The following is a 26,526-nucleotide window of genomic DNA, read 5'->3' as shown; positions in this document are numbered from 1 at the left end:
ATGGCTACGGTAAATAAAAATTTATCCGATTACGATAAAACAACAATCCCAAACGCGAATAAATTTCGGTTTGGGATTGTTGTTTCTGAGTGGAATGACACGGTGACAGAAGGGCTTTATGAAGGTGCTTATAATACTTTAATAGAAAATGGTGTCTCTCCAAATAATATTATTAGATGGGATGTGCCAGGCAGTTTTGAACTTATTTATGGCTGTAAAAAAATGCAAGAGCAAATGGTAAATGCAGTTATAGCCATTGGTAGTGTTATACAAGGAGAAACAAAACATTTCGATTTTGTTTGTGAAGCGGTATCTCAAGGTATAAAAGACTTAAATGTAACCAGAGAAACGCCTGTAATATTCTGTGTCCTTACAGATAATAATATGCAGCAAGCCATAGAGCGCTCAGGCGGGAAACATGGTAATAAAGGTACCGAAGCTGCTGTTGCTGCCATTAAAATGGCAGAACTGCGTAAGAATAGCTAGTTAGTTCAGTATTCAGTGGTAGTTAACAGTATTCCCTTTGCGCCTCAGCGTCTTGGCGAGAAAAACCTCTATGTCTCTCATTAAAATAATTCCTTAAAAACACATCAGTATTCAGTATCAGTTAGCAGTGCTCCCTTTCATGGCAAGACAAAGCCCCAACTTCTCCGCTATTAGAACCAAGAAAAAACTTGTTTCTAGTTAACTTAAAACATGGGATCCTATCCTTTTCTCTGTGAACCTCAGTGTATCTCTGTTTAATAACAAGCAACAGCCTCAAATCTTCACCACTAGTAATTTATATTTTTTAAAACTTCCCAAAAGGAATATGTTAACAATTTTTGACAGCTAAACCCCTGTTTTTTCCCTATTTTTAAGTATTTTTGAATTAAAGATCATTATAGATTTTGTTTAAACAACGTAAAAATAAAACCTTTAAATATAAGCCTAGATTTTCTGAAGAAAATCAAACAGATGTAGATTTGGATGATAATTTTGATTCTAAAGATTTTACTTCCAAATGGCGGAGACAAAGAGGCAATAATGTTCGTGTTAAAGGTGCTTTGCCTGTAAAAACTTTAATTTTAGTTTTGGTATTATTATTGCTTTGTATGTATTTATTAGAGAAAAAATACATGTAACCTTAAAGCTTAGAAATCATGGGAATTTTAAAATTACGGAAAAACAAAAAGTTTAGTTATACACCGCGTTATTTTGATGATAAAGGAGAAGGGAATCCTTTTGAAATTAAGCATAAGTTTGATGAGCATAGGACGACCGTTGGTAGTAATAAGGGTTTAAAAGCAAAATTTAATAATGCTTTAGATGATTTAAAAAATAATCCGGACAGAGAAGTTAACAGACGTGTTTTAATAATTGTTGGTATTCTTGTTTTAATATTTCTTTTTATTATCGATTTCGATTTATCTATATTCTTTTCAAAGTAATACATGGCAGACATTATCCAGCTTTTACCCGATCATGTAGCTAATCAAATAGCAGCAGGAGAGGTCGTACAACGTCCGGCATCGGTTGTAAAAGAGTTGTTAGAAAACGCTATTGATGCGGGAGCTTCAACTATTAAACTTATAGTAAAGGATGCGGGAAAAACATTAATTCAAGTTATTGATGATGGTAAAGGGATGAGTGTTACGGATGCCCGGTTAAGTTTCGAGCGTCATGCTACCTCTAAAATTCGCAGTGCTGATGATTTATTTCAATTGCATACAAAAGGGTTTCGTGGAGAGGCTTTGGCGAGTATAGCGGCCATTGCACATGTAGAATTAAAAACAAAGCAAGAGCAAGATGATGTAGGAACTGCCATTGTGATTGAAGGTAGTAATGTAGCATCCCAAGAGGTTGTAGTAACGCCAAAAGGGACATCTATTTCTGTAAAAAATCTTTTCTTTAATATTCCAGCACGACGTAATTTTTTAAAGTCGAATACCGTTGAATTACGCCATGTTATTGATGAATTTCACCGTGTGGCTTTAGCACATCCCAATATTAGTTTTGTCTTATATAACAATGGAAGCGAATCTTTTAATTTGCCAATTAGTAATTACAGACAGCGTATTGTAAATATTTTTGGGAATAAAACGAATGAAAAACTAGTCCCTGTAGAAGAAGATACCGAGGTTTTAAAAATTTCAGGATTTGTTGGTAAACCTGAATTTGCTAAGAAAACAAGAGGCGAACAGTATTTTTTCGTAAACAATCGCTTTATTAAAAGTGCCTATTTAAATCATGCTATTGCTTCTGCATTTGATGGGTTATTAAAAAGTGGGACACATCCAAGCTATTTTTTAAATTTAGATGTAGACCCGCAAACTATCGATATTAATATACATCCAACTAAAACAGAAATTAAGTTTGATGACGAGCATACTTTGTATGCCTTGTTGCGTTCTGCAGTAAAGCATAGTTTGGGGCAATTTAATATAGCGCCTGTTTTGGATTTTGAACGTGACCCTAATCTTGATACGCCGTATGATTATAAAAGTAGTGAAACGAAGGCTCCTAAAGTTGAGGTAGATCGTAGTTTTAATCCGTTTCAGGAAGAAACAAAATCTAGAACAACTACTGCTTATAAAAAAGAACCTGCTGCAAGTTGGGAAAATTTATATGTTGGGTTAGAATCTAAAGGCACAAAAACGCATCAGGATTTTAGTGAAGTGCATTTTGAAAGTGAAGAATCTACACCTTCTATTTTTGATGATGAAAAGCAAATAGAGCAAGCTAATACAACCTATCAACTTCATAATAAATATATTGTTAGTACTATTAAATCGGGGATGTTGGTTATAGATCAGCATCGGGCTCATCAACGTATTTTATATGAAGAGCTTCTAAAGAATATGACAGTTAAAGAAGCAGTGAGTCAGCAATTATTATTTCCACTTCAGCTACATTTTTCAACACAGGAAATTACAATTGTAAAGCAATTAAAAGATGATTTAGAAAATACAGGGTTTGTATTTTCTAACTTTAATGATGAATCTCTTGAAATAACAGGTGTTCCAGTTTCGGTTCCTGAAAGCGAAGTGTCCATTATTTTAGAACAATTAATTAGCGATGTAGAAAATGAAGTGCCGGATAGTAATTTTAGTGCTACCGATTTATTAGCCAAGTCTATGGCTAAAAGTTTGGCTATTAAAACAGGGCAATCGCTACAGAAAGATGAACAGGAACATTTGGTAAATAAACTGTTTGCTTGTAAAGAACCAAACATTTCGCCTACTAACAGGTCAACATTTATTACATTAAGCGTTGATGAATTGGATAAAAAATTTTTATAGATTATGATGAGGATTTCAGAAACGGTTAAACACCTATTAATCATTAATGTGATTATGTTTATCGGTACTTTAGCTATAGGAGAAGGTGTTTTGTTTTACGATTGGTTTGCTATGCATTTCCCTAAGAATGAGGTATTTCAGCCTTGGCAAATAATAACACATATGTTTATGCATGGTAGTCCTACACATATTCTTTTTAATATGTTTGGTTTATGGATGTTTGGTACGCCAGTGGAGCAAGTTTTGGGCTCCAAACGTTTTTTATTTATTTATATTTCTGCAGGGTTAGGTGCTGTAGCCATGCAAACAGGGTATTCCTATTATGAATTTAATTCAGGATTGAATCTAATAACTGAGGCTGGTTTTCCTCATTCGGAGATTATGAATGCTTTGAGTGCTAATAAGAATTTATTAGCAACCAATTTGGCAGATGTTATTTCTGTGGATCAATTAAAAGCTTTTCAAGATGCTTATTATACCCCTATGGTTGGAGCTTCTGGTTGCCTTATGGGGATTATGGCCGCTTTTGGTATGATGAATCCTAATGCAGAACTTATGATGATATTTTTGCCAATTCCTATTAAGGCAAAATATTTTATTCCTGGAATTATTTTAATTGATTTGATTTCAGGTATAAGAGGGCAATCAATTTTTGGATATGGAAATATTGCTCATTTTGCACACGTAGGTGGCGCTATAACAGGTTTTTTAATTATGTGGTATTGGAAAAAAACACAGTTTAATAGAAATCGTTGGAATTAATGACGTCGCTCTCTCAAGACATAAAAGACAAATTGTCTAGGCTTAATGTTCTAGAAAAAATTATAGTTGTTAACACCATAATTTTTGTAACAGGTTATATACTTACTAAAACTTTAAACCTTCCTGAGGGAACTAGTTTAAATTGGTTGGAGTTACCAAGTGATTTTTCTGATTTTATAGTAAAGTTCTGGACCATTATAACCTACGCTTTCTCACATTACGATTTTTGGCATCTTTTTTTTAACATGCTTTGGTTGTATTTTATAGGACGTATGCTTTTAAATCTATTTAGCCCCAAAATGGCACTTAATGTTTATTTTTTAGGTGCTATGTCAGGAGGTTTATTGTATATGTTATGCTATACAATGTTTTCTAATGTGTTTCAAGCTAACTCACAACTAATAGGTGCTTCAGCTGCAATTAGAGCTTTATTGATTTTTCTTTGCGCATATATGCCCAATCAAGAGATTCGCTTTTTTACATTTAATTTAAAACTCTGGTATGTAGGCTTAGCTATTGTAATTATTGATGTCATTGGATTATTTTCTGGGATTAATAACCCTTTAGAGGGGAACCCAGGGGGGTATTTAGCACACCTTGGAGGTGTTTTACTGGGGTATTTTTATGCAAAACAATTATTAAAGGGTAATGATATAGGCAGAGGTTTTGAAGGCTTAGTAGATATGATTTTTGGGTTTTTTAAATCATCGAAAAAAGGACCTTTAAAAACGGTTCACAAAAATAAATCGAAGGTTGGAGGATATACTAAAGCTGATTTTAAAGAGTTTAATAATCAGAAGAAAATAGACGTTATTCTAGATAAGATAAGTAAAAGTGGTTATGATAGTTTAACTGCCGAGGAAAAGGAATTTTTATTTAGAGCTGGAAAATAGCTTTATCGGATAGAAGGGCAATAAATAATCATGGGTTTAATGGGGGAATTCATTCGTTTATCGAAAAATTTTAGTAAGAAAATATTTATGTTTTATCTTCCCAGTAGTTAAATGCTTCAGATTTTAGAGTTTTAATATTTAAGAGGGGTTCAATTGATTAGCTTAATCTAGAACAAAATTAATTTATCGGAAGTTTTATTTGTTTTCTAATAAAACGAATGGATAAATTCAAAATATAATTTTGTTCATTGATTGATGGTCTTCGAGTGATAATATGAAGAAACTAAGTTTTATTAATAAAATTATTTATTTCATAAATGTAATTGTGGCTGTTTTGCTGCTATTTTCATTTGCCTTACCTTTTTTACCACCAAAGACATTTTCTATATTATCAGTACTAAATTTGGGTGTTTCACTTTTAATACTAATTAATGTATTATTCTTTTTGTATTGGTTAATAAAGCTTAAAAAGCAATTAATATTATCATTATTTGTCCTTTGTGTCGGGTATATTTCTTTCGGCTCTTTATATAAGTTTTCTTCTTCAAAAACTATAGAAAGTCCGAATAATATAAGAGTGATGAATTACAATGTTAGGCTATTTAATCTCTATAATTGGATTCCTGAAAAACGTATTGAAAACAAAATTGTCGATTTTATTAAGACACAAAATCCAGATATTTTAAGTATTCAAGAGTATCATCCTCATAAAAATATTGATCTTTCTTTTTTTAAGCATAAATATGAAAAGCTTTCTGGGAACAAAACAAAATATGGGCAAGCTATTTTCTCGCAATACCCTATTGTGAATTCTGGTTCGATTGAGTTCCCGGACACAGCTAACAATGCTATTTTTGCCGATATTCTTAAAGGAAATGATACCATTAGGGTTTATAATATCCATTTAGAATCGTTGCGAATAAATACTAATGTTGAAACCCTTAAGAATGAAGATTCCGAACGCCTTTTTAATCGTATTGGAGCCACTTTTAAGATGCAACAATTTCAAACGGAGTTATTTTTATTGCATAAAAAGCAATGCAAGTATAAGATGATTATTTGTGGTGATTTTAATAATACAACATTCTCTTATGTGTATAGGAAAATTAAAAGCGATTTAAATGATACGTTTAAAGAAGCTGGTAATGGATTTGGACGTACTTATGATTTTAGATTTTTCCCTATAAGAATTGATTTTATTTTCGCAGATAATGCATTTTCCGTAAATGGTTTTAAGACTTTTAACGCGCATTATTCAGATCATTACCCTATTATGACAACACTTAGTTTAGGTAAACAGTAAATAGTCACAATCTTAGTATTTAGATAGTTTTGGGGCTTGCCTGATGGTCATTTATTAACGATCACCTTAAATCAATCTTATAATCATCTTAAATTGTATTTATCTTAGTATAACCTCTACGACCCTTTGTGCAACTACTCTTTTACATAAACGAACAATCCACTATATCTGCTATGATATGTATAACTAAGCCTAAGCCAATTAAACGTGTTTTCTTCGGAAGTAAAAGGATAAGATACACTGCCATGGCATAATAGGAGTGGAGTGGATGAAAATTAATACTACATCTATTAGGATCAAAAACAGGATTGGCAAGTAAGTGGTCTAAATCGATAGACATTCCAGAAAACATAATAAAAAAGGCTAGTTTCCAATAGGGTTTATACCAAATTAAGGCTACTGCTAAAGGAATTAAAATATGACATCCATAATGAACCGTAGTTTGCAGCATTTATGGTGTTATTATGGTTTGAGATTCTAAATAGTTTAGGGCATTTGGGCCTTCATTAAAGAGCAAATCTAAAATACTTAGGTTAGATATAAAACCATGTTTATTACTAAATACTTGAGTATAGATGTCAAAATTTTGATAGGGCTCTTTTTTTGCATTTACTAAATTCCTAAAGTCTGTTTTATCTTTAACTGTTTTTTGGAAAATTTCAGATTTAGAAGTATTTAATTCCAATTGCAAACAATCGCAAACTACTTCAAGACATTTAAGGTTAAAATCTAGAATAAAGTCCGCTTTAATATTAAATAATGGTTGAAGCTCGTCTTCGTAATATTCAAAAAAAGGGGATGTTCTATATGCAGAAAGTAATGATTTCCAATGTAGACTTTGCCATTTTTCTTCATTAAAAATTTTTACATCACGATATTTTTGACGATTTTTTTGAGAATGGATTACAGGAATGTTTAAGGTAAGTTTACCATTAGCTCCATAAATATGTGTACGATTTCGATAGGTTTGTTTTAGAAAATTATCATCGGTTTCAAATACGATTACTTTTGCTTTTACGAATGCTACAAAGTGAGCGATATCTGGGAAGTATGTCGGATGTATAATTATGTCCATAGTGACTTGTCATTCCTGCCTTTTGTCTATTCTCAAGAACTACAGCAGGAATCTTACAAATTGAAACTTCATTATTTTATTATTGGATTCTTGCCTTCACAGGAATGACCAATTTAACTATTCGCTTTTTTACGTGCTCGCCATTTGCTAAATCCAATCCATCCAAATAATAAAACAAGAAATGGAATAAGGAAAGAGGTTGCCTTGCCGCTTCCACTTACAGTTGTAAAGAAACGTTCCCAGCGTGGATTTTTTAAACCATCCCAACTCATCCAAATAAATACAGGTTTACCAACAACATGGTCAAAAGGAACAAAGCCCCAAGCACGTGCATCAATAGAGTTATGACGGTTATCACCCATCATCCAGTAGTAGTTTTGCTTAAAAGTATAGGTGTTTGCAACTTCTCCGTTTATAAAAATCTGATTTCCTTCTACTCGTAATGTATTGCCTTCGTATTCGGTAATGACCCGTTTGTATAATGGTAAAACTTCTAAGTTTATATCGATTGTTTTTCCTTCTTCAGGGATGTACAAAGGACCAAAGAAATCAACATTCCACTTGTAATTGGGGTCATGTGGAAAAATATTAGGATCTCTTACGCCTTTTTCTCGTTTATTTGGTGTAATACTTGCAACATTGGGATGATTCTTAAACTTAGCCAAAGCTTCATCTGAGATTGCTGAAAAGTAGTACGTATTTTGTTGATTTATGATTCCAAAACCGTCCGTTATATCATAACGATCTTTAAGGTATTTTGGATTAAATTGACTTGTTTTTGGTTGTACGTGATAACTAAATTGTAAATGTGCTCTATCTGGTAATACATTTTGTTTACCATTTATGTATACATAGCCATTTCTAACTTCTAATGAATCACCAGCAATGGCAACGCAACGCTTTACTAAGTTGGTTTTTTTATCAATGGGTTTATAGTAGTTTCTGTCTGGATGAAAGTCATTCATATCCAGTAATGTATCTGCTGGTTGGTTAAAAACGACTATTTCATTTCTGTCAATCTTTTCAAATCCTGGCAATCTTAAATATGGTAACTGTAATTTATTTGTCCATGAGGTTTTTCTTTCTTCAAAGTTATCATTGAATAGGTATGATTTTGTTCCTAATTTTGGAATAGTATCATGTACCATAGGCGCTGCTACGGTTGTCATAGGTATTCTGGCTCCATAATGAAATTTGCTTACAAAAAGGAAATCGCCAACTAATAAAGATTTTTCTAATGATGATGATGGTATTGTAAAAGGTTGTATAAAATATGTGTGCACAATTGTAGCCGCAACGATGGCGAACAAAATGGAACTTACCCAATCTTCTCTTGATGTTTTAGGCTGAAGGCTTCTGTCCTCAACATAACTAACATCTGCCATATAATTTAAATAATAATTATAAAGGCCTAGTGTTGCAACGGCTAAAAAGGTGTCTATGGGCATGTTTTTACCAAAACTTCTCGCAGTTTCTACCCATACAACAGGAAACATGATAAGGTTTACTATTGGTAAAAATAATAAGATAACCCACCACCAAGGGCGATTTATGATTTTCATTAAAACTACGCCATTATAAACGGGTACAAAAGCTTCCCAAGCTTGTTTACCTGCTTTTACATATAGTTTCCAAGTACCTAAGCCATGAATTACTTGAATAATCAATATGAATATAAACCATTGCGTAAGTGTCATAATCTTAAAATTTTAATTTTTTGTTAGTAGTCAAATCTATTAGCGCTGTTACAGATTTATTAAGTATTAACCAATATTTAACACATTATTCATTGTGAATACACCAGTTTTACCTGCGATCCATTCTGCTGCAATTACCGCACCTAAAGCAAATCCTTGTCTTGTATGCGCTATATGTTCTATAGAAATAGTGTCTACTTCGCTTTCGTAATTAACTGAATGAGTTCCAGGAACATCTTCAATGCGCTTTGCAACTATAGGGATGGTCGTTGCATCACTTTCATCTAATTTCCACTTATCATAACTAGTATGTTGCGAAATAATATCGTTTGCCAGAGAAATGGCTGTGCCACTAGGTGCGTCTAGTTTTTGTGTATGGTGAATTTCTTCCATACTAACATTGTATTGTTTAAGGGTACTCATCATTTTAGCAAGCGTTTTATTAAGCTCGAAAAAAATGTTAACTCCTAAACTATAATTTGAAGCATAAATGAAAGCCCCTTTTTTTTCTTTACATAAAGCTACGGCTTTATCGTAATTATCTAACCAACCCGTTGTTCCGGAAATAACTGGTACTTGATTGTTTATACAGTTAGATATATTACCAAATGCTACCGTTGGAATACTAAAGTCTATGGCCACATCTGCTTTTGTAATATCATAATCTTTATCGTCTTTGTCGACAGTTAATATAATATTATGTCCTCGCTTGATGGCAATCTGTTCAATGGTTTTTCCCATTTTTCCGTAACCAAGTAAAGCTATATTCATTTAAAATTTAAAATTTAAAGTTAATCCAAGATTGCTAGTTGCATCAAATTCGTTAAATCTGTAATGCGGTGCCAATGATAGCCTTTCATCTACATTGTATTGTAATAAATGGGCATCAACATTAGCGTCAATTATATTTAAAGCATAGAGACCAACCGTTACTAGAAGTGCGATTTCTTTGTTTTTTCTAAAAAACTTTTGACCTCGTTCTAAACTTTCTGTAGTAACTCTTGGTTGTGATAACCGTACACCATTAGAGAAATAAAATTCATCATCTTCAAAACCGGCTAATCTTCTCTTGTAAGCATCTCTATATCTATTATACTCTTTGTTATTTCTTACATAAAAATAAATACCTGTACCAATAGCACCATAAACTAATGGAATTTTCCAGTACTTCTTATTGTAGGCTTGTCCCAACCCAGGTAATATCGCTGAATAGAATGCCGCTTTGGCTGGAGATAAGGGGTTGATAGGATTTTTAACTTCTATAATAGAATCTATAACGACTTCTTTCGGAAGTTTTTTTCTTTTCTTTTCTTTTTCTTGTGCTATTGTTGAAAAACAAAATAAAAATGCAAAAATGCTAGCTATAAGAAATTTACTTGGCACTGTCAATTAGTTTTTTAATACGATTAAAATCTTCTTCCGAATGGAATGGAATCGTAATTTTTCCTTTTCCATTTTTAGAAACTTTAACGTCAATTTTATGTCCAAAGTATTCAGAAAATGTGCTAATACCTTTTTTTATGAATTTAGGGGTGTCTTGAGTCTGTTCTTTTTTAGGAACAACGTTTACTTCTTGAGTGTCATTAAAGTTACGAACCAGGTTTTCAGTTTCTCTAACAGAAAGTTTATTGGATAGTATTTTTTCATAAATATCCAATTGAACGGTTGTGTCTTCAATGTTAATGATTGCGCGTCCATGTCCCATAGAAATGAAACCATCACGCATTCCCGTTTGAATAATTGGATCAAGTTTTAATAAGCGCAGATAATTTGCAATGGTAGAACGTTTCTTTCCTACACGCTCACTCATTTGCTCTTGCGTTAAATTAATTTCATCAATTAAACGCTGATATGATAAGGCAATCTCAATAGGATCTAAGTCTTGACGTTGAATGTTTTCAACCAATGCCATTTCTAACGACTCTTGGTCATTGGCAATTCTAATATAGGCAGGAATAGTTTTTAAACCTATTGATTTAGAAGCTCTAAAACGACGTTCCCCAGAAACTAGCTGATAGTTATTAAAATCTAATTTCCTAACTGTTATCGGCTGAATGATCCCTAATTCTTTTATAGAAGATGCTAATTCACGTAATGATTCTTCACTAAAATTAGTACGTGGCTGAAAAGGATTAACTTCAATAGAGTCAATATCTAATTCAACTATATTCCCAATAACTTTATCAGCATTTTTATCCTGAACCGATTGAATATCGTTTTCAGGGTCTTTTAATAATGCAGATAAACCTCTTCCTAAAGCTTGTTTTTTTGTTGCCTTAGCCATATTACTTAGGGATTTTTATTGATAATTTCTTTTGCCAAACTTAAGTAATTGTTGGCACCTTTGCTACTAGCATCATAATTAATTATGGTTTCTCCGTAACTAGGTGCTTCACTTAAGCGTACATTACGTTGAATAATGGTTTGAAATACCATATTATTAAAATGCTTTTGGACTTCTTCAACCACTTGATTAGACAGTCTTAATCGGGCATCGTACATGGTTAACAGTAACCCTTCAATATCAAGTTCTGGATTATGAATTTTTTGAACACTTTTTATGGTATTTAATAATTTTCCTAATCCTTCTAATGCAAAATATTCACATTGTATTGGTATGACAACGGCATCAGCTGCAGTTAAAGCGTTTAATGTTAGTAAGCCTAAAGACGGTGCACAATCAATTAAAATGTAATCGTAATCGTTTTTAATATCAGCTAAAGCCTTTTTTAACATATATTCACGAGCATCCTTATCAACAAGCTCTATTTCAATAGCAACCAAATCTATATGCGCAGGAATAATATCTAGGTTAGGCGACTCCGTTTTCATTATAGTCTCTCTAACCGAATTAGAATGCTCTAAAAGTTGGTAGGTTCCTATTTCTATAGATTCTATGTCTATTCCTATTCCTGAAGTTGCGTTTGCCTGAGGGTCAGCATCTATTAATAATACTTTTTTTTCCAGAACTCCTAATGAAGCAGCTAAATTTATAGATGTCGTTGTTTTACCAACACCTCCTTTTTGATTAGCAATTGCAATAATTTTACCCATGAAATGATTTGGTTTTGTTATATTTTATATAAGCTTTTTGTATAAGAAAATATGAGCGAAAGGTAATGATTTTTGATAAAAAAACTGGTATTAATTTATTTTTAATGATAACTACTGAACCTTGTTTATTTTAAATGTTGTGAGTTTATATTCTGTAACTTTTTCGTTTTCAAAATATAAGTATAAGTAATTTTTTTTTATTAAACTAAATGAGGTACTAGTTCTGTACATCCATACATCTGAATGGATGTCATTATAAGAAAACCCCAATACATTATCTATTTCGTCTCTTTTTAAGCCTATTAAGTGGCTATAATCTTCTTCTTTTTTGTCATTAGTGGTTGTATGGCCTTTTATTATATAATCTACATCTTCTGTATCATGTGTTAAGATTTTAGATAGATCTTTTTCAAGTTCCGGATCTGTAGCTGTTATTTTATTTTTGCTGATTAATTCTGAACCTAAATTTAGATAATTTTTAGAACCAACGCTATCTGGATTGTACTTTATGATACTTAAGCCATAACTAGGAGCTTCTCTTAGCTTGACATTTCTTCGTATAGCTGTATTAAAAACCATGGACTTAAAATGTTTAGTTAATTCTACCCGTAATTGATTTGATAGACTTGTTCTTGAATCAAACATAGTAATTAATAAACCTTCAATATCAATATCTGGATTAGATGATTTCTTGATACTTTTTATAGTAACAAGTAGTTTACTTAAACCTTCTAAGGCGTAGAATTCGCATTGTACAGGTATAATTACCGAATGGCATGCAGTTAAGGCGTTAAGGGTTAACAACCCAAATGAAGGTGAGCAGTCTATTATGATGTACTCATAATTTTCTATAATACTGGAAAGTGCGGTTTTTAACATAAATAAATCAACAGATTTCGATTTATTTATTTCTATAGATGCTAGACGTATGTTGGAAGGTATAAAATCAAAATGTGCAAATTCAGGTTTTATAATATTGTTTTGAGCTTTAAATGTATTTGTAAAGAAGCTTAAGCTACTATACCTAATATTAGAAGGAACAAGGCCAACACCAGAAGTAGCATTAGCTTGAGGATCTAAATCTATTAAAAGTACTTTTTTCTCAAGAATACCTAATGCATCTGCCAGATTTATAGACGTAGTAGTTTTACCAACGCCACCTTTTTGATTAGCGATTGCAATTATTTTGTTCATTAGTTCTTATAGATAGGGAGAGTAAAAATACAATTATTTTGGGATAATTAACAGATTTTACTGACGTTTGTGTTGAATAAAGAGATATGTCTTACCAGGAATCTCTTTTTAAGATATTGTTTTTGATTTTAGTTGGATTTGGTAAAGGTTAATGTGCTAGTCAATCGGCTCATTATTATGGTTATAAACTTCATACTGTTTGTTCTGAGTAAGGTGCCATTGAGAGCTTGAATATTAGTCCTACTAGTGTACATGGTATCAACCACTTGAAAGATATGCAATATCAACTCAGGGATTGTATATTACTTGGGGATAGAGGTTGTTTATTAGCAGAATATAAGCTAGACTTATTTGAAAGTCATAATATTAAGCTTGAAATACCTATGAGAGTCAACCAACATAATTATAAAGAACAACCTTAATGTTTTCAAGAAACCCAGAAAACGTATTGAAACATTATTTTCCCAACCATATGATCAATTTATAATTCGAAGGAATTACACTAAATCTTTCGATGGATTTAAAAACAAAATCTTGTCTAAGATAACAGCAATGACAATTATTCAATCACATTAATAGATCATAATTTAATAAAAGTACTAATATTACCTAAAGGACAATAGGCTTAATAATAATTTAACATTTTGAAAATAAAAACTTACAGATAAATTTCTTACATTTAAGTCCCTGTTTACTTGATTATTAATTTTAATACTTAATTCCTACTTATGGATAATTGTATACAAGTTACCAAGAGTCTTCTAAATGCATATGGCATTGCTAATACTTCAAAGTATTTAAAAGACACAATTATATCACATGCTGACTATCCTAGTTTATTATCAATCTCAGATACTTTAGAGAAATATAATATAGAAACTCTAGCAGTAAAAATAGATGCCGGAAAACTTACAGAAATACCATTGCCTTGCATTATACAGTTAAAGGTTGATAGAACACCTTTGTTTTTTGTACTACATAAAGTGCTTGAAGATAAGGTGTTGTATTATGATGACAAAAGTAAACTAGTAACATTATCTAAAGAATATTTTTTAAAGAAATGGACAGGAGTTTGTCTTTTGGCAGAAGCATCAAAGGAATCTAAAGAAATTAATATAGAAGAGAAACTGAAGTCTAAACGTACGCTTAATATATTAAAAGGTAGTATTTCTGTCTTGTTGTTAAGTTGGATTGGAATTACATTTTTAAATTCCGAAATAACAACTAATATCTCATCTACTGTTTCTGTTATTGTTTTTACTGTTTTAAAACTTATTGGTCTTATAGTTGGGGTCTTGTTGCTTTGGTTTGATGTGGATAAACACAACCCAACATTACAAAGTTTTTGTTCAGGTGGTAGTGGAAAAGTAAATTGTAATGCCGTATTAAATTCTAAATATGCAAAGATATTTAGTGGTACTTTGAGTTTAAGCATTATAGGGTTTTCTTATTTTTTTGCAACATTTATATTTTTAGTTGTTAGTGGTTTCTCATTATCGGCATTATCAGTTTTAAGCCTATCAAGTTTTTTAACATTACCAATTGTTTTAGTTTCTGTTTATTATCAAGCATTTATTATCAAGCAGTGGTGTAAATTCTGTATTATTATACAAGCAGTATTGGTAGTAGAAATTACAATTATGTTTTCTGGCAATTACTATCAAAGCACACTAGCAATTGAAAAACTTCCTTTGCTATTTGCTTTGGTTCTACTTCCTATTTTAATATGGAAATTACTAAAACCATTATTAGAGCAAGAAAAAGAAACAAATGTTTACAAAAGAGGGCTTAAAAAAATAAAGCACAATCCTGATGTATTAGAAGGCTTATTGGTTAAATCTAGAAAAATGACTACTAATCCGAAAGGTTTAGGTATATCTATAATTAATGAAAGCGCTAAATACCATGTTGTAAAAGTATGTAACCCCTATTGTGGACCTTGTGCTAAGGTCCATCCAGCACTCGAAGATTTGGTAAATACTGGCAAAATAAATTTGCAAATACTATTTACAGCTAAAGCAGATGGTAAGGATGCAAATGCAAAACCAGTTAGTCATTTTTTAGCTATTGAAGCTCAGGGTGATATAAAGAAAACACAACAAGCTTTAGATGATTGGTATCATGCTGAGCAAAAGGATTATGAGGTATTTGCAAACAAATATCCTATGAACGGAGAACTAGAAAAACAGTACTACAAAATAAAAGCTATGAGTACTTGGTGCGATGTTGAAAATATAACATATACACCAACCATATTTATCAATGGGTATGAACTCCCTGAAGAGTATACTGTAGATGATTTAAAGGACGTATTTGATTAAAACAAAAAGCCCAAAACAAGTGCTTTGGGCTAAGAACAATATTCTTTCGCGAAGAATAGACACAAACCTTGAGTGTCTTAAACTGTTCGAGGCAAATATAATTTATTAAATTTTTAAAAATGAAAAAAATAAAATTTAGTTTAAGTAACGCTGAGGTTTTAAACAGGGACCAACAGCGTAAAATTAGTGGGGGTTATGGAGAAGAATGCTTTCATGACATTGATTGTTTTGTAGGATCTTGTGTAAATGATACGTGTATGCCTGATGGTGGGGATGCTTTTTGTAGATGTCTTGGTTGGAATGATCCAGGTGTCTATCATCCAAACTGTTCTTGGTGCAGTTTGAGATGTAATGGTAATTATATTTGTACGGGAATTTAAACCCTAAAGAAGTCGATAGTTATATCATAAAATATATTTTATCGGCTTCTTTCTAATTGTATAATTAAACAATAGTTAAGATGGTATGAACAAAAAAGTCAAATATATTTTAATAGTTTTTATTGTAATCATTGGGTGTTCTAAGTCAAATGAAAAAAATAAAGTCAAGCAAAATTATAAAATAAAAGAAGAATATAGAAACAAAAGTAATCAAGTTGTAATTTTTGGAAAGTCTGATGATCTTGAAGCTTTAGACTATATAAATATCATTGATATGACTTATTACTTTGGGAAAAATGAAGGAGATATATACCAAAGGCATAATGATTCAGTCTTCTTATTGTTGAATAATATAAAAAAACCGCGATTAATGGAGTTTACTGCTAATAGCAAGGCTAAATATTATATAACAAAACTATTTTTAAGATCTGGAGATACTATTAACTTCGAAATAAAAAATGGAAGACTTAAATTTTTAGGAGCGAATGCTATAGTTAATAATTTCTATATTGAATTATATGAAAAATGCCCCTCTTATAAATATAATGCTTATAATTCTAATCTTTTTGACTATAAGAAAGGAGTTGAATCAATTTATTCAAAAAAGATAGCTTTTTTGAACGGATATATTCAAGATAACCAGATAATTTCTTCTAGTTTTATTGATTTTGTAAAAGATGATCTAAAACAAGAATATTTATATGAACTAATGAATCCTAGGTCAAAGTTTACACGATTAAATGAGATTAATGATAGCCTATATTATCCTAAATTAGATGGGTTTAATTCTTTAGTTGCTAAAGAATTTGGTTATAATGAAACTTTTTTCGATTTAAACGAATATTTTATTGATATTTCGTTAAATGATTTTAATAGACCAGATTTGCTAAATAATAAATTTTTTAGAGAAAATCTAAATCTTTACATAAGGAACTATTTTGAAAACTCTAAACATATCGATTATTCTAAAGAAAAATTTTTAGCAGAAAAAAGATTTATCGAAAAAAATATAGACAAAGAATTGCATAACTATGCTATATCAGGAATGATTATAGATTATCATATTAAAGGATTTGGTTATGATATTGAAAATGCCAAATTTATGATTTCGTTAATTGATGAATATGAAGGTAAGTTTGATAGAATTTCCAAAATGTACATGACTGAAATAAAAGAAGACTTGAATGCTTTTAACTTCAAATTATCTGAGAGCGCTTTAAGTACTAAATTATTAAATAAATATGGAGATACCTTAACTTTAAAGGAGGTTTTTAATCGCTCTAATAAAAGGATTAGAGTAATAGATTTTTGGGCAAGTTGGTGCCCCCCATGTGTAAAGGAAATACAAGAAGTGAAATCGTTTAGAGATAAACTTTCTATAGAAAATAATGTAGAATGGATTTATTTATCTATAGATGAAGAAAAAGATAAATGGTTAAAAAAATCAGAACAACTAAAAGAGTTTTTAAATGTTAGAAATCAGTATTTAGTCTTAAATGGTAAAAAATCTGTGTTGGCTAAGTCGTTAAAAATCAGTTGGATTCCTAGATATCTTATTTTTAATAGACAGAATCAGATTGTGTTGAATAATGCACCTAGACCATCTAATAGTATAGTTTTTCAAAGAATTATTGATGATATAAAATAATAAAGTTTAAGGAGGGTTACTTCGGGCTAAGAACAATATTCTTTCGCGAAGAATAGACACAAACCTTGGGAAGAGTCGTGAAAGTTGGTTGAAGGCTATTAAAGTAGGGGGATTAGGGAAAATGTTATTGGTACAACAGGATTTAAAGGAGACTTAGCAAAACAATACAACATATTTGAAATACCATTTAAACTTCTAGCCGATGAAGAATGTAAAATAATTGTAAAAAACATGAAAGAAGATTATTTACAAAAAACAATTGATAGCCTTTTAAAAAACAATAATCATTGAAAAAAACCTTCCCCTTTTATAAACAACCAGATTCAAAAGATTGTGGGCCAACATGTTTACGAATTGTTGCTAAACATTATGGTAAATTAATCTCATTACAAGATATAAGAGACCTATCTGAAACCACAAGAATAGGTAGTAATTTATTGAAGTTAAGCGATGCTGCCGAAGCGATTGGATTTAAATCTCTAGGCGCAAAACTAGATTTTAATAAGCTAAAAGAGGCGCCTTTACCCCTTATAGTACACTGGAATAAAAACCATTTTGTGGTGGTGTATAAAATAAAAAAGGATATGGTTTATATTTCCGACCCTTCTTATGGACTTGTTTCTTATACTAAAGAAGAGTTTATAAAATCATGGATAGGGAACAATGCCACAGAAAATACAAAAGAAGGAATTACTTTGCTTTTGGAAATCACTCCAAAATTTAAACAACATAATTGGGAAGAGGTTGATAAAAAATCATTTCGATTTTTATTTCAATATCTATTTAAACATAAAGGATTACTACTACAGTTAGTTATTGGTTTATTGGTAGGGAGTATGTTGCAACTAATATTTCCATTTTTAACCCAAAGTATAGTAGATGTAGGGATACAAAACCAGGATATTAATTTTATCTATATGGTGCTCATTGCTCAAATCATGTTGTTTTTTGGTACTACAAGTGTGGGGGTCTTTAGAAGCTGGATTTTATTGCACTTAAGCACAAGAATTAATATTTCGTTGGTGTCTGATTTTTTTATAAAACTCATGAACCTGCCCATTGCTTATTTTGATACCAGAATGACTGGAGATATTATGCAACGCATCAATGACCATAGTCGTATAGAAAGTCTCTTAACAGGGTCTACACTAAATACCTTGTTTTCTATGTTTAATTTGTTTGTGTTTGGAGCTGTTCTTATTTATTATAGCCCATCCATCTTTTTTATTTTTGCTATTGGAAGTACCATTTACACTATTTGGATATTATTTTTCTTAAAGCGGCGAAAAGATCTCGACTATAAGCGTTTTACTCAAATGAGTCAAGAACAAAGTACCGTTATAGAGCTTATTAACGGTATGCAAGAAATTAAAATGAATAATGCCGAAAAACAAAAGCGTTGGAAATGGGAATTTGTACAAGCCAGACTCTTTAAGGTGTCTATGCAAAGCTTAGCATTAGAGCAAACCCAGAGTGTTGGATCATCTTTTATTAATGAAGCTAAAAACATAATTATCACATTTACTTCTGCTTTATTGGTTATAGAAGGTTCTATTACTTTAGGGATGATGCTTTCTATTCAATATATAATAGGGCAATTAAATGGTCCCATTATGCAATTAGTTGGTTTTATTCAATCGGTACAAGATGCTAAAATTAGTTTAGAACGTTTAGGTGAAGTACACGAAAAAGATGATGAGGAGAGTAGAGAAACATATTTAATAACAACTATTAAGAAAAATCAAGACCTTAAAATTAATGATATAATGTTTAGGTATTTAGGTAGTGACGAGTATGTTATAAAAGGATTGAGTATGTATATTCCAGCTAATAAAATAACCGCTATTGTAGGAGCTAGTGGTAGTGGAAAAACAACATTAATGAAAATATTATTAAAGTTTTATAATATTGATAAAGGAGTTGTTTTGTATGGAGAACACTATTTAAACACATTATCTCATAAAGCTTGGCGAGCCAATTGTGGTGTGGTGATGCAGGAAGGTTATGTATTTAATGACACGATTGCTCATAATATTGCCATTGGTGAAGATAGTCTTGATCAAGAACATTTAATCAAAGCCACTAAAGTTGCTAATATTTACGATTTTATACTATCGTTGCCTTTAGGTTTTAATACCAAAATTGGTAACGAAGGAGTAGGGTTAAGTACAGGACAAAAACAACGTTTATTTATTGCCAGAGCAGTATACAAAAACCCTGATATATTGTTTTTTGATGAAGCAACGTCTGCTTTAGATGCCAAGAATGAACGTATTATTATGGGAAATTTAAAGACCTTTTTTAAACATAAAACAGTTGTCATTATTGCCCATCGTTTAAGTACAGTAAAAAATGCAGATCAGATTGTTGTTATTGACGATGGAAAAGTAAAAGAATCTGGAAAACATAGTGAATTATTAAAGTTACAGGGTGCATACTATGAATTGGTAAAGAATCAATTAGAATTAGAAAAATTAAGTGATAAGGATGCCTGATAAAGTTGAACAAAGCGAATTAAGTTTAAGATCAGAAGAAGTACAGGAAATATTGTCAAATCCGCCAATATGGATTGTGCGTTGGGGAATTACATTGATTTTTATGTTTACTTGTATTATCTTAATACTTTCCGTTATAATTAAATACCCAGATTTTGTTACCGCTAAGGTGTTAGTTACTACTAAAATGCCAACTGAAAAAGTTGTTTCTAGGTCTTCAGGGCAATTAGATGAAATTTTTATAAAGAATAGAGATACAGTAAAAGTTAACCAGAAGCTAGCCATTATAAAAAATATAGCTAATTATAAAGATGTTTATAAACTAAAAAGTATTATAGATACTATACCATTAATTATAGAAAGTTTTACATTCCCATTTGAAGAAACAACTTATTTAGTGCTAGGAGATATTGAATCGGCTTATATAAATTTTGAAAAGAGCTATTCGGATTATTTTCTATTAAAAGATCTAGATCCTTACACAAACCAGTTGAAGGGAAATAGAACTTCACTTAAAGAGATACAAGAGAGACTTAGGAGTCAGATTATACAAAAAGATCTTTTAGAGCAAGAATTTAAATTAAAAGAAACACAATACAAAAGACAAAAGCATTTATATGAAAAGGGTATTATTTCTAAACAAAATTATGAGTTAAAGGAGTTGGAGTTTATACAAATGCAAAAGAATATAAGTAGTATGGCTATATCAATTTCTCAAATGAGAGAAGCCATAGGGTCTGCAAATCAAAACTTAAAGAAAACGCATATTGATGAGAAAGAACAGAATACTAAATTATTGAGGAATATGATACAATCCTATAGTTTATTAAAGGATGCTATAAGAAGCTGGGAATATAATTATGTGTTATCTTCATCTATAGAAGGTGTCGTTAGTTTTCAAGAATATTGGGGTTCTAATCAATTTGTTCCAAATGGTAGTATTGTATTTTCTGTTTTACCTGTTGATACTACTAATCTGGTTGGAAAATTGGTTATTCCAGCACAAAATTCTGGAAAAGTTTCAATAGGTCAAAAAGTTTTTATAAAATTAGATAATTATCCATATCAACAATATGGTATGTTAATTGGTAAAGTAACAGATTTTTCAATTTCTCCTGATAAGGAAGGGAATTATACTGTTTATATTTCGTTGCCAGATGGTACAAAAACATCCTATAATAAAACATTTAAATTTACCCAAGAACTATTAGGTAATGCAGAAATTGTAACTGAAGATTTAAGCGTTGCAGAACGTTTATTTTATCAATTTAGAGAAGTGTTAACATATAATTAGTTTCAATTTTTTAGAAATAAAAATTAATCAATTAGTATTTCTAAAATCTTAATAGCCGCATCACTAATTTTTGTTCCGGGACCAAACACAGCTATAGCACCCGAATCAAATAAATATTGATAATCTTGTTTCGGGATAACACCACCAACAATGACCATAATATCATCACGACCATAAGTTTTTAGGGCTTCAATAACCTGAGGCACCAAGGTTTTGTGTCCTGCTGCCAATGAAGAAACACCTAAAACATGAACATCGTTTTCTACGGCTTGTTTTGCAGCTTCTTGTGGTGTTTGGAATAATGGCCCAATATCTACATCAAAACCGACATCCGCATAGCCTGTAGCTACTACTTTAGCGCCACGGTCATGACCGTCTTGCCCCATTTTTGCAATCATAATACGTGGTCTTCTTCCGTCTTGTTCTGCAAAAACATCAGCTAATTGTTGTGCTTTTTTAAAGGATTCGTCGTCTTTTATTTCTTTGCTATACACACCAGAAAATGATTTTATTTGTGCTTTATAACGTCCAAACTCAGCTTCTAAAGCATCGCTAATTTCTCCAAGCGTGGCGCGTTCCCGAGCAGCTTCTACAGCTAAAGCTAGTAAGTTCTTGTCCTCACTAAAGTGGGAATCTTTCGAATTTAAGGAAAATTTTGCAGCTTCAGTTAATTTTGAAAGTGCTGTATTAACTTTTTCTGAATTTCTCTTAGCTTTTATTCTATTTAATTGTTCTATTTGTTGATTTCGAACGGTTTGGTTATCAACTTCAAGTGTCGAAATTACAGCTTCTTCTTCAAGTCTATATTTATTAACTCCAACAATAATATCTTGCCCAGAATCTATACGGGCTTGTTTTTTAGCAGCAGCTTCTTCAATTCTAATTTTAGGAATACCAGCTTCAATAGCTTTTGTCATACCCCCTAATGCTTCAATTTCTTCAATCAAAGTCCATGCTTTTTGGGCTATATCGTGTGTTAGTTTTTCAACATAATAGCTCCCGGCCCAAGGGTCTACAGTTTTTGTTATTTTTGTTTCTTCTTGAAGATATATTTGAGTATTTCTGGCTATACGCGCCGAAAAATCGGTTGGTAAAGCAATTGCTTCATCGAGTGCATTGGTATGCAAACTTTGGGTACCACCAAAAGCAGCGGCGGCAGCTTCTATAGTTGTTCTTGCTACATTGTTGAAAGGGTCTTGTTCGGTTAAACTCCAACCACTGGTTTGGCAATGAGTACGTAACGCTAGAGATTTTTCATTTTTAGGATTAAATTGTTTAACCAACTTTGCCCAAAGCATACGTGCTGCACGCATTTTGGCGATCTCCATGAAATGATTCATACCAATAGCCCAAAAGAAAGAGAGGCGAGGTGCAAACGTATCTATGTCCATACCGGCAGCAAGTCCTTTTCTAATATATTCTAAACCATCAGCGAGGGTGTAAGCTAATTCAATATCGCAGGTTGCTCCGGCTTCTTGCATATGATATCCTGAAATACTAATGCTATTAAACTTAGGCATATTTTTACTGGTATATTCAAAAATATCTGAAATGATTTTCATAGAAGGTGTAGGTGGGTAGATGTATGTATTACGAACCATAAATTCCTTTAAAATATCATTTTGAATGGTGCCAGCAAGTTGTTCTGGTTTAACACCTTGTTCTTCGGCTGCCACTATATAAAATGCCATAATAGGTAATACCGCTCCATTCATGGTCATGGAAACAGACATTTTATCCAGAGGAATTTCATCAAACAGTGTTTTCATGTCTTCTACCGAATCGATAGCAACACCAGCTTTTCCAACATCTCCAACAACACGTTCATGGTCGCTATCGTAACCTCTATGAGTTGCTAAATCGAATGCAACCGAAAGTCCCTTTTGCCCTGCGGCTAAATTACGCTTGTAAAAAGCATTGCTTTCTTCTGCAGTACTAAAACCAGCATATTGTCTAATAGTCCAAGGTCTTCTAACATACATAGTACTATAAGGTCCTCTTAGGTTTGGTGCAATTCCAGCAACAAATCCGAGGTGCTCTAAATCTTTAATATCATCTTTAGAATAGGATGATTTTACGGCGATATCTTCCGCAGTTAAAAAAACTTTCGCCTTTTCGCCTTTAGATTTTTTCTGTTTAATATTTATTGCGATATGTTGAAGATCTTTTCTCAATACTATTCGGGTTTCTTGTTAAAATCTACTTTTGATTCTGGTTTTTTAAAATTCACTTTAGAAAAATCAACATCAAAAAGTTTTGAGTAAAACAGATCTAATGCAATATAAGTTGCTAAATATTTGTCTTTAAGAGCTGTTCTGTATTTACTCATTAAAGGAGCTCCAAACAACTTAGGACTCATGCTACTGGTCGTTATAAGCGAATTAAAAGTTGTTTTTAAGGCAGTATCTTGAATATTATTTGAGATACAATTTACTATAGTACTGTTGTAGTTTAAGTGACTTTTAGTGTTATTAGCATCCCATAATGTGTTCTCGTTTTTTAAAGTTTGAAACACTTTGTATGTATGCTCAGAGACCACATCTTCGTATTTTGCTCTTCCGTAAATAGCATCTCTAACAAACAAATTGTAGGACTGAGTTTGAGAGGCATTTTTGTTAGTATTGCTATAATGAGTCAGAATATCATTTTCGAAGGCGTATAACGCCTCATGATAGAGTTTAGAATTGAAATCACCACAGGTTAGCACAACAGGCATGTTCGCATATTTGTATTCTGAAAGTGAGTTTTCGTTTTTACAGTTTAATAAAGTAAGTACTAATAAAAGGCTAAAAAGTTTAAAATTCAGGTTCATTTTATTATTCATTTTTTAATCGTTCTTGTTCTATTTTTTCTGCTAGTCGCTTTTCAATTATAGGTTCAATTAATGTTTTTCTTTGGTTCGTTTTTACAAAAGGATAAAGTTCCAACTCTTGTTTCATTTTATCTTCTGTATTTGGATGTTTGTTAGTGCCTAATAAGATTTCTTCACCTGCATTAAACTGAGCGTCTTCTTTGGCGGCATTTTCTTTAATTTTTCGTTGAATAGTCCCTTGTTTTAATTGCTTTAAAAAACCACCGTTTTCTTCAATATTTTTAAATAAGTCTAGAGCTTTTTCTGTTAGTTGATTGGTTAGGGATTCTATATAAAATGCACCGTCGGAAGGGTTGTTGACAACATCAAAATAACTTTCATGTTTTAAAACCAGTAGTTGATTTCTAGCAATACGTTCCCCAAATTCATTGTCTTTGTGATAAATAGCATCATAAGGTAAGTTATAGACACTATTTGCACCCCCAAGAATGGCACTCATGCATTCGGTTGTTGTACGTAACATGTTATTATTATAATCGTATAATGTTTTGTTACGTTTTGTAGGAGTTGCCAAAATATAGCAAGTAGGGTTGATATGATACTCTGTGGCTAGCGTTTCCCAAAGCATTCGTAATGCGCGCAATTTTGCAATTTCAAAAAAGTAATTTGTACCAACAGAAACGTTAAAACTTATTTTTAAAGTAGGTGAAATGGCTTTCTTTTCCTCAAAATAATTTAAATATTCATTGGCATGAGCTAAGCTATACGCTAATTGCTGTACAATATTAGCACCAGCATTTTGGTATAGAGACGTATCAACCGAAAATGATTTTGTATATGCTGTTATTGCTTTAAATTCATGAAAATCATCATTTAAGCTATGAAACCAGTTTCCGTTTTTTGCTAAATTGTATATAATATCTGTATGGATATTTGCATTTGATGAAATAGCAGTTAATTGTTTTACATATGTTTCAGAAAGAAATTGTAACTCAAAATAGAGCGGTGTTGATGCGGGATTTATACCTTTTAGTAAATCGTTAATTGAGACAGTTTCTGATGGAACAATAAATTTAATACTTTCAGCTCCTCTTTCAATAGCATCAATTGCTTTTTGATTAGCATTTTTTACATCAGCTACAAAAATAGATTGACAAATTTTCCATGTTGTAGCTTCTGCGTTTGAGACTTCTGGTTGTTCTTTAAAATCATCTGCATGATAAAATGGTTTTACAGATATATCTTCATTCGTTTGCCATACTAATGTATCATTATAATCAGCTCCTTTTAAATCGAATTGTATTTTTTGTTTCCATTGTTTGGCTGTAACCGAATCAAATTCTTTGAACAATCTATTACTCATTCTTTTTAGTTTTTAAACTGTCTTCGTATTCTATAATGTAGATTTCTTCATTATCGCGTTTCATATAATATTCTTCGCGAGCAAATTTTTCTAAACCACCTGGGGTACTTAGCTTTTTTATAGCTTTATTATCTTTTTCTATTTCTTTTTTATAATATTCTTTTTCGTTTTCCAGGGCTTCAACATCTGTATTCAATTCATGGTGTATAAGCCATGAATTGTCATCAAAAAATAACATCCAAATTATAAATGCGGTTAAAATTAGGACGAACCAATTTTTAAAAGGTTTGAAAAACTTATGTTTTAGTATAGCCATTTATAGTTTTTCGTTTATTATGGTTTTAACAATGTCTACAGCCACTGTATTATATTTATTGTTTGGTATTATAATGTCTGCGTATTCTTTCATAGGTTCAATAAATTGGTCGTGCATGGGTTTCAATGTTGTTTGATACCGTGCTAAAACTTCATTCAAATCTCTACCTCGTTCAGAAATATCACGTCTTAAACGTCTTATTAAACGTTCGTCTGTATCTGCATGTACAAATATTTTAATGTCAAACATATCCCGTAATTCCGGGTTTGTTAAAATTAAAATACCTTCAACAATCATAACTTTTCTGGGATGTGTTAAAATGGTATCTCCAGTTCTATTATGTTTAACGAAAGAATACACGGGTTGGTGTATGGGAGTATCGTTTTTGAGTTCTTTTAAATGATCAACTAAAAGGTCAAAATCGATAGACCGTGGGTGATCAAAATTTATTTTTACACGCTCTTCATAAGATAAATGCGTGGTGTCTTTATAATAGGAATCTTGCGAAATTACGCCAACTTCGCCTTCTGGTAGCTCATTTAATATCTGATTTACAACAGTGGTTTTACCACAGCTAGTACCGCCTGCGATTCCAATTATAAGCATTATTAATTTAGTTTAGTTAGCTTTTACAAAGT

General features: G+C 31.6%; 24 protein-coding genes and 2 pseudogenes. 13 read left to right on the top strand and 13 right to left on the bottom strand.

All coding sequences use genetic code 11. The annotated features are described in order from the left end of the window. The 7 genes from ribH (at position 1) to Q4Q34_RS02320 (ending at position 6,239) form a co-directional block, all read left to right on the top strand. A complete protein-coding gene (gene ribH, locus Q4Q34_RS02350; RefSeq protein WP_303317146.1) occupies positions 1–486 on the top strand; it encodes a 6,7-dimethyl-8-ribityllumazine synthase in 486 nt (161 codons plus the stop codon). A 404-nt stretch (positions 487–890) separates the two neighbouring features. Further along, positions 891–1,124, top strand: coding sequence for a hypothetical protein (locus tag Q4Q34_RS02345; protein WP_303317147.1), 234 nt, complete (start codon positions 891–893; stop codon positions 1,122–1,124). 18 nt (positions 1,125–1,142) lie between these two features. Then, positions 1,143–1,430 (top strand): riboflavin synthase subunit beta, encoded by a 288-nt coding sequence (locus Q4Q34_RS02340; protein ID WP_303317148.1) that lies wholly within the window; start codon positions 1,143–1,145, stop codon positions 1,428–1,430. Positions 1,431–1,433: 3 nt separating this feature from the next. After that, positions 1,434–3,281: a DNA mismatch repair endonuclease MutL gene (gene mutL / locus Q4Q34_RS02335; RefSeq protein WP_303317149.1), complete on the top strand. Its 1,848-nt coding sequence runs from the start codon at positions 1,434–1,436 to the stop codon at positions 3,279–3,281. A 3-nt stretch (positions 3,282–3,284) separates the two neighbouring features. Next, positions 3,285–4,043: a rhomboid family intramembrane serine protease gene (locus Q4Q34_RS02330; protein WP_303317150.1), complete on the top strand. Its 759-nt coding sequence runs from the start codon at positions 3,285–3,287 to the stop codon at positions 4,041–4,043. Beyond that, positions 4,043–4,936, top strand: a complete 894-nt coding sequence (locus Q4Q34_RS02325; protein WP_303317151.1) for a rhomboid family protein — start codon at positions 4,043–4,045, stop codon at positions 4,934–4,936. The genes Q4Q34_RS02330 and Q4Q34_RS02325 overlap by 1 nt, the downstream gene beginning before the upstream one ends. Positions 4,937–5,210: 274 nt before the next feature. Further along, positions 5,211–6,239, top strand: coding sequence for an endonuclease/exonuclease/phosphatase family protein (locus Q4Q34_RS02320; RefSeq protein ID WP_303317152.1), 1,029 nt, complete (start codon positions 5,211–5,213; stop codon positions 6,237–6,239). A 142-nt stretch (positions 6,240–6,381) separates the two neighbouring features. Here Q4Q34_RS02320 and Q4Q34_RS02315 read toward each other — a convergent pair whose 3' ends face one another. The 8 genes and pseudogenes from Q4Q34_RS02315 to Q4Q34_RS02280 form a co-directional block, all read right to left on the bottom strand. After that, positions 6,382–6,690 carry a DUF6122 family protein gene (locus tag Q4Q34_RS02315; RefSeq protein WP_135879033.1) on the bottom strand — a complete coding sequence of 103 codons (309 nt, stop codon included), beginning with the start codon at positions 6,688–6,690 and terminating at the stop codon, positions 6,382–6,384. Next, positions 6,691–7,314: a WbqC family protein gene (locus Q4Q34_RS02310; protein WP_303317153.1), complete on the bottom strand. Its 624-nt coding sequence runs from the start codon at positions 7,312–7,314 to the stop codon at positions 6,691–6,693. 113 nt (positions 7,315–7,427) lie between these two features. Beyond that, positions 7,428–9,011: a signal peptidase I gene (gene lepB, locus Q4Q34_RS02305; RefSeq protein ID WP_303317154.1), complete on the bottom strand. Its 1,584-nt coding sequence runs from the start codon at positions 9,009–9,011 to the stop codon at positions 7,428–7,430. A gap of 66 nt (positions 9,012–9,077) precedes the next feature. Further along, positions 9,078–9,782, bottom strand: a complete 705-nt coding sequence (gene dapB, locus Q4Q34_RS02300) for a 4-hydroxy-tetrahydrodipicolinate reductase (RefSeq protein WP_303317155.1) — start codon at positions 9,780–9,782, stop codon at positions 9,078–9,080. Then, the gene (locus Q4Q34_RS02295; protein ID WP_135879029.1) at positions 9,783–10,394 is read right to left on the bottom strand and encodes a DUF5683 domain-containing protein; all 612 of its coding nucleotides are present in this window, start codon (positions 10,392–10,394) and stop codon (positions 9,783–9,785) included. Next, positions 10,384–11,295, bottom strand: a complete 912-nt coding sequence (locus Q4Q34_RS02290) for a ParB/RepB/Spo0J family partition protein (protein ID WP_303317156.1) — start codon at positions 11,293–11,295, stop codon at positions 10,384–10,386. The genes Q4Q34_RS02295 and Q4Q34_RS02290 overlap by 11 nt, the downstream gene beginning before the upstream one ends. A gap of 5 nt (positions 11,296–11,300) precedes the next feature. Then, positions 11,301–12,065: a ParA family protein gene (locus Q4Q34_RS02285; RefSeq protein WP_303317157.1), complete on the bottom strand. Its 765-nt coding sequence runs from the start codon at positions 12,063–12,065 to the stop codon at positions 11,301–11,303. Between the two features lie 438 nt (positions 12,066–12,503). Beyond that, positions 12,504–13,259, bottom strand: a pseudogene (locus Q4Q34_RS02280) (ParA family protein); the annotation flags it as partial. Positions 13,260–13,411: 152 nt separating this feature from the next. Between Q4Q34_RS02280 and Q4Q34_RS02275 the strand changes: the two are divergent. From Q4Q34_RS02275 to Q4Q34_RS02250, 6 genes and pseudogenes are all read left to right on the top strand, one after another. Further along, positions 13,412–13,835: pseudogene (locus Q4Q34_RS02275) on the top strand (transposase); the annotation flags it as partial. 152 nt (positions 13,836–13,987) lie between these two features. Next, a complete protein-coding gene (locus Q4Q34_RS02270) occupies positions 13,988–15,580 on the top strand; it encodes a vitamin K epoxide reductase family protein (protein ID WP_303317158.1) in 1,593 nt (530 codons plus the stop codon). 119 nt (positions 15,581–15,699) lie between these two features. After that, complete coding sequence (locus Q4Q34_RS02265) at positions 15,700–15,960, top strand: hypothetical protein (RefSeq protein WP_303317159.1); 261 nt, start codon at positions 15,700–15,702, stop codon at positions 15,958–15,960. A gap of 85 nt (positions 15,961–16,045) precedes the next feature. Next, positions 16,046–17,608 carry a TlpA family protein disulfide reductase gene (locus Q4Q34_RS02260; protein ID WP_303317160.1) on the top strand — a complete coding sequence of 521 codons (1,563 nt, stop codon included), beginning with the start codon at positions 16,046–16,048 and terminating at the stop codon, positions 17,606–17,608. A 287-nt stretch (positions 17,609–17,895) separates the two neighbouring features. Next, positions 17,896–20,103: a peptidase domain-containing ABC transporter gene (locus Q4Q34_RS02255; RefSeq protein WP_303317161.1), complete on the top strand. Its 2,208-nt coding sequence runs from the start codon at positions 17,896–17,898 to the stop codon at positions 20,101–20,103. Beyond that, positions 20,096–21,397, top strand: a complete 1,302-nt coding sequence (locus Q4Q34_RS02250) for an HlyD family secretion protein (RefSeq protein WP_303317162.1) — start codon at positions 20,096–20,098, stop codon at positions 21,395–21,397. Before Q4Q34_RS02255 ends, Q4Q34_RS02250 begins: the two co-directional genes overlap by 8 nt. 23 nt (positions 21,398–21,420) lie before the next feature. Here Q4Q34_RS02250 and scpA read toward each other — a convergent pair whose 3' ends face one another. The 5 genes from scpA to udk are packed head-to-tail and all read right to left on the bottom strand — an operon-like array spanning position 21,421 to position 26,494. Then, positions 21,421–23,571, bottom strand: a complete 2,151-nt coding sequence (gene scpA, locus Q4Q34_RS02245; RefSeq protein ID WP_408611511.1) for a methylmalonyl-CoA mutase — start codon at positions 23,569–23,571, stop codon at positions 21,421–21,423. A gap of 2 nt (positions 23,572–23,573) precedes the next feature. Further along, positions 23,574–24,221 carry a hypothetical protein gene (locus tag Q4Q34_RS02240; protein WP_303317163.1) on the bottom strand — a complete coding sequence of 216 codons (648 nt, stop codon included), beginning with the start codon at positions 24,219–24,221 and terminating at the stop codon, positions 23,574–23,576. Continuing rightward, positions 24,214–25,572 (bottom strand): methylmalonyl-CoA mutase subunit beta, encoded by a 1,359-nt coding sequence (locus Q4Q34_RS02235; protein WP_303317164.1) that lies wholly within the window; start codon positions 25,570–25,572, stop codon positions 24,214–24,216. The genes Q4Q34_RS02240 and Q4Q34_RS02235 overlap by 8 nt, the downstream gene beginning before the upstream one ends. After that, entirely contained in the window at positions 25,565–25,888 is a 324-nt protein-coding gene (locus Q4Q34_RS02230) for an FtsB family cell division protein (RefSeq protein WP_303317165.1), read from the bottom strand. Before Q4Q34_RS02230 ends, Q4Q34_RS02235 begins: the two co-directional genes overlap by 8 nt. After that, positions 25,889–26,494 carry a uridine kinase gene (gene udk, locus Q4Q34_RS02225; protein WP_303317166.1) on the bottom strand — a complete coding sequence of 202 codons (606 nt, stop codon included), beginning with the start codon at positions 26,492–26,494 and terminating at the stop codon, positions 25,889–25,891. Between the last annotated feature and the right edge of the window lie 32 nt (positions 26,495–26,526).

Origin of the sequence: Flavivirga abyssicola (assembly GCF_030540775.2) — a bacterium.
GTDB lineage: Bacteria > Bacteroidota > Bacteroidia > Flavobacteriales > Flavobacteriaceae > Flavivirga > Flavivirga abyssicola.
This window is presented reverse-complemented; position numbering and strand designations above follow the sequence as displayed.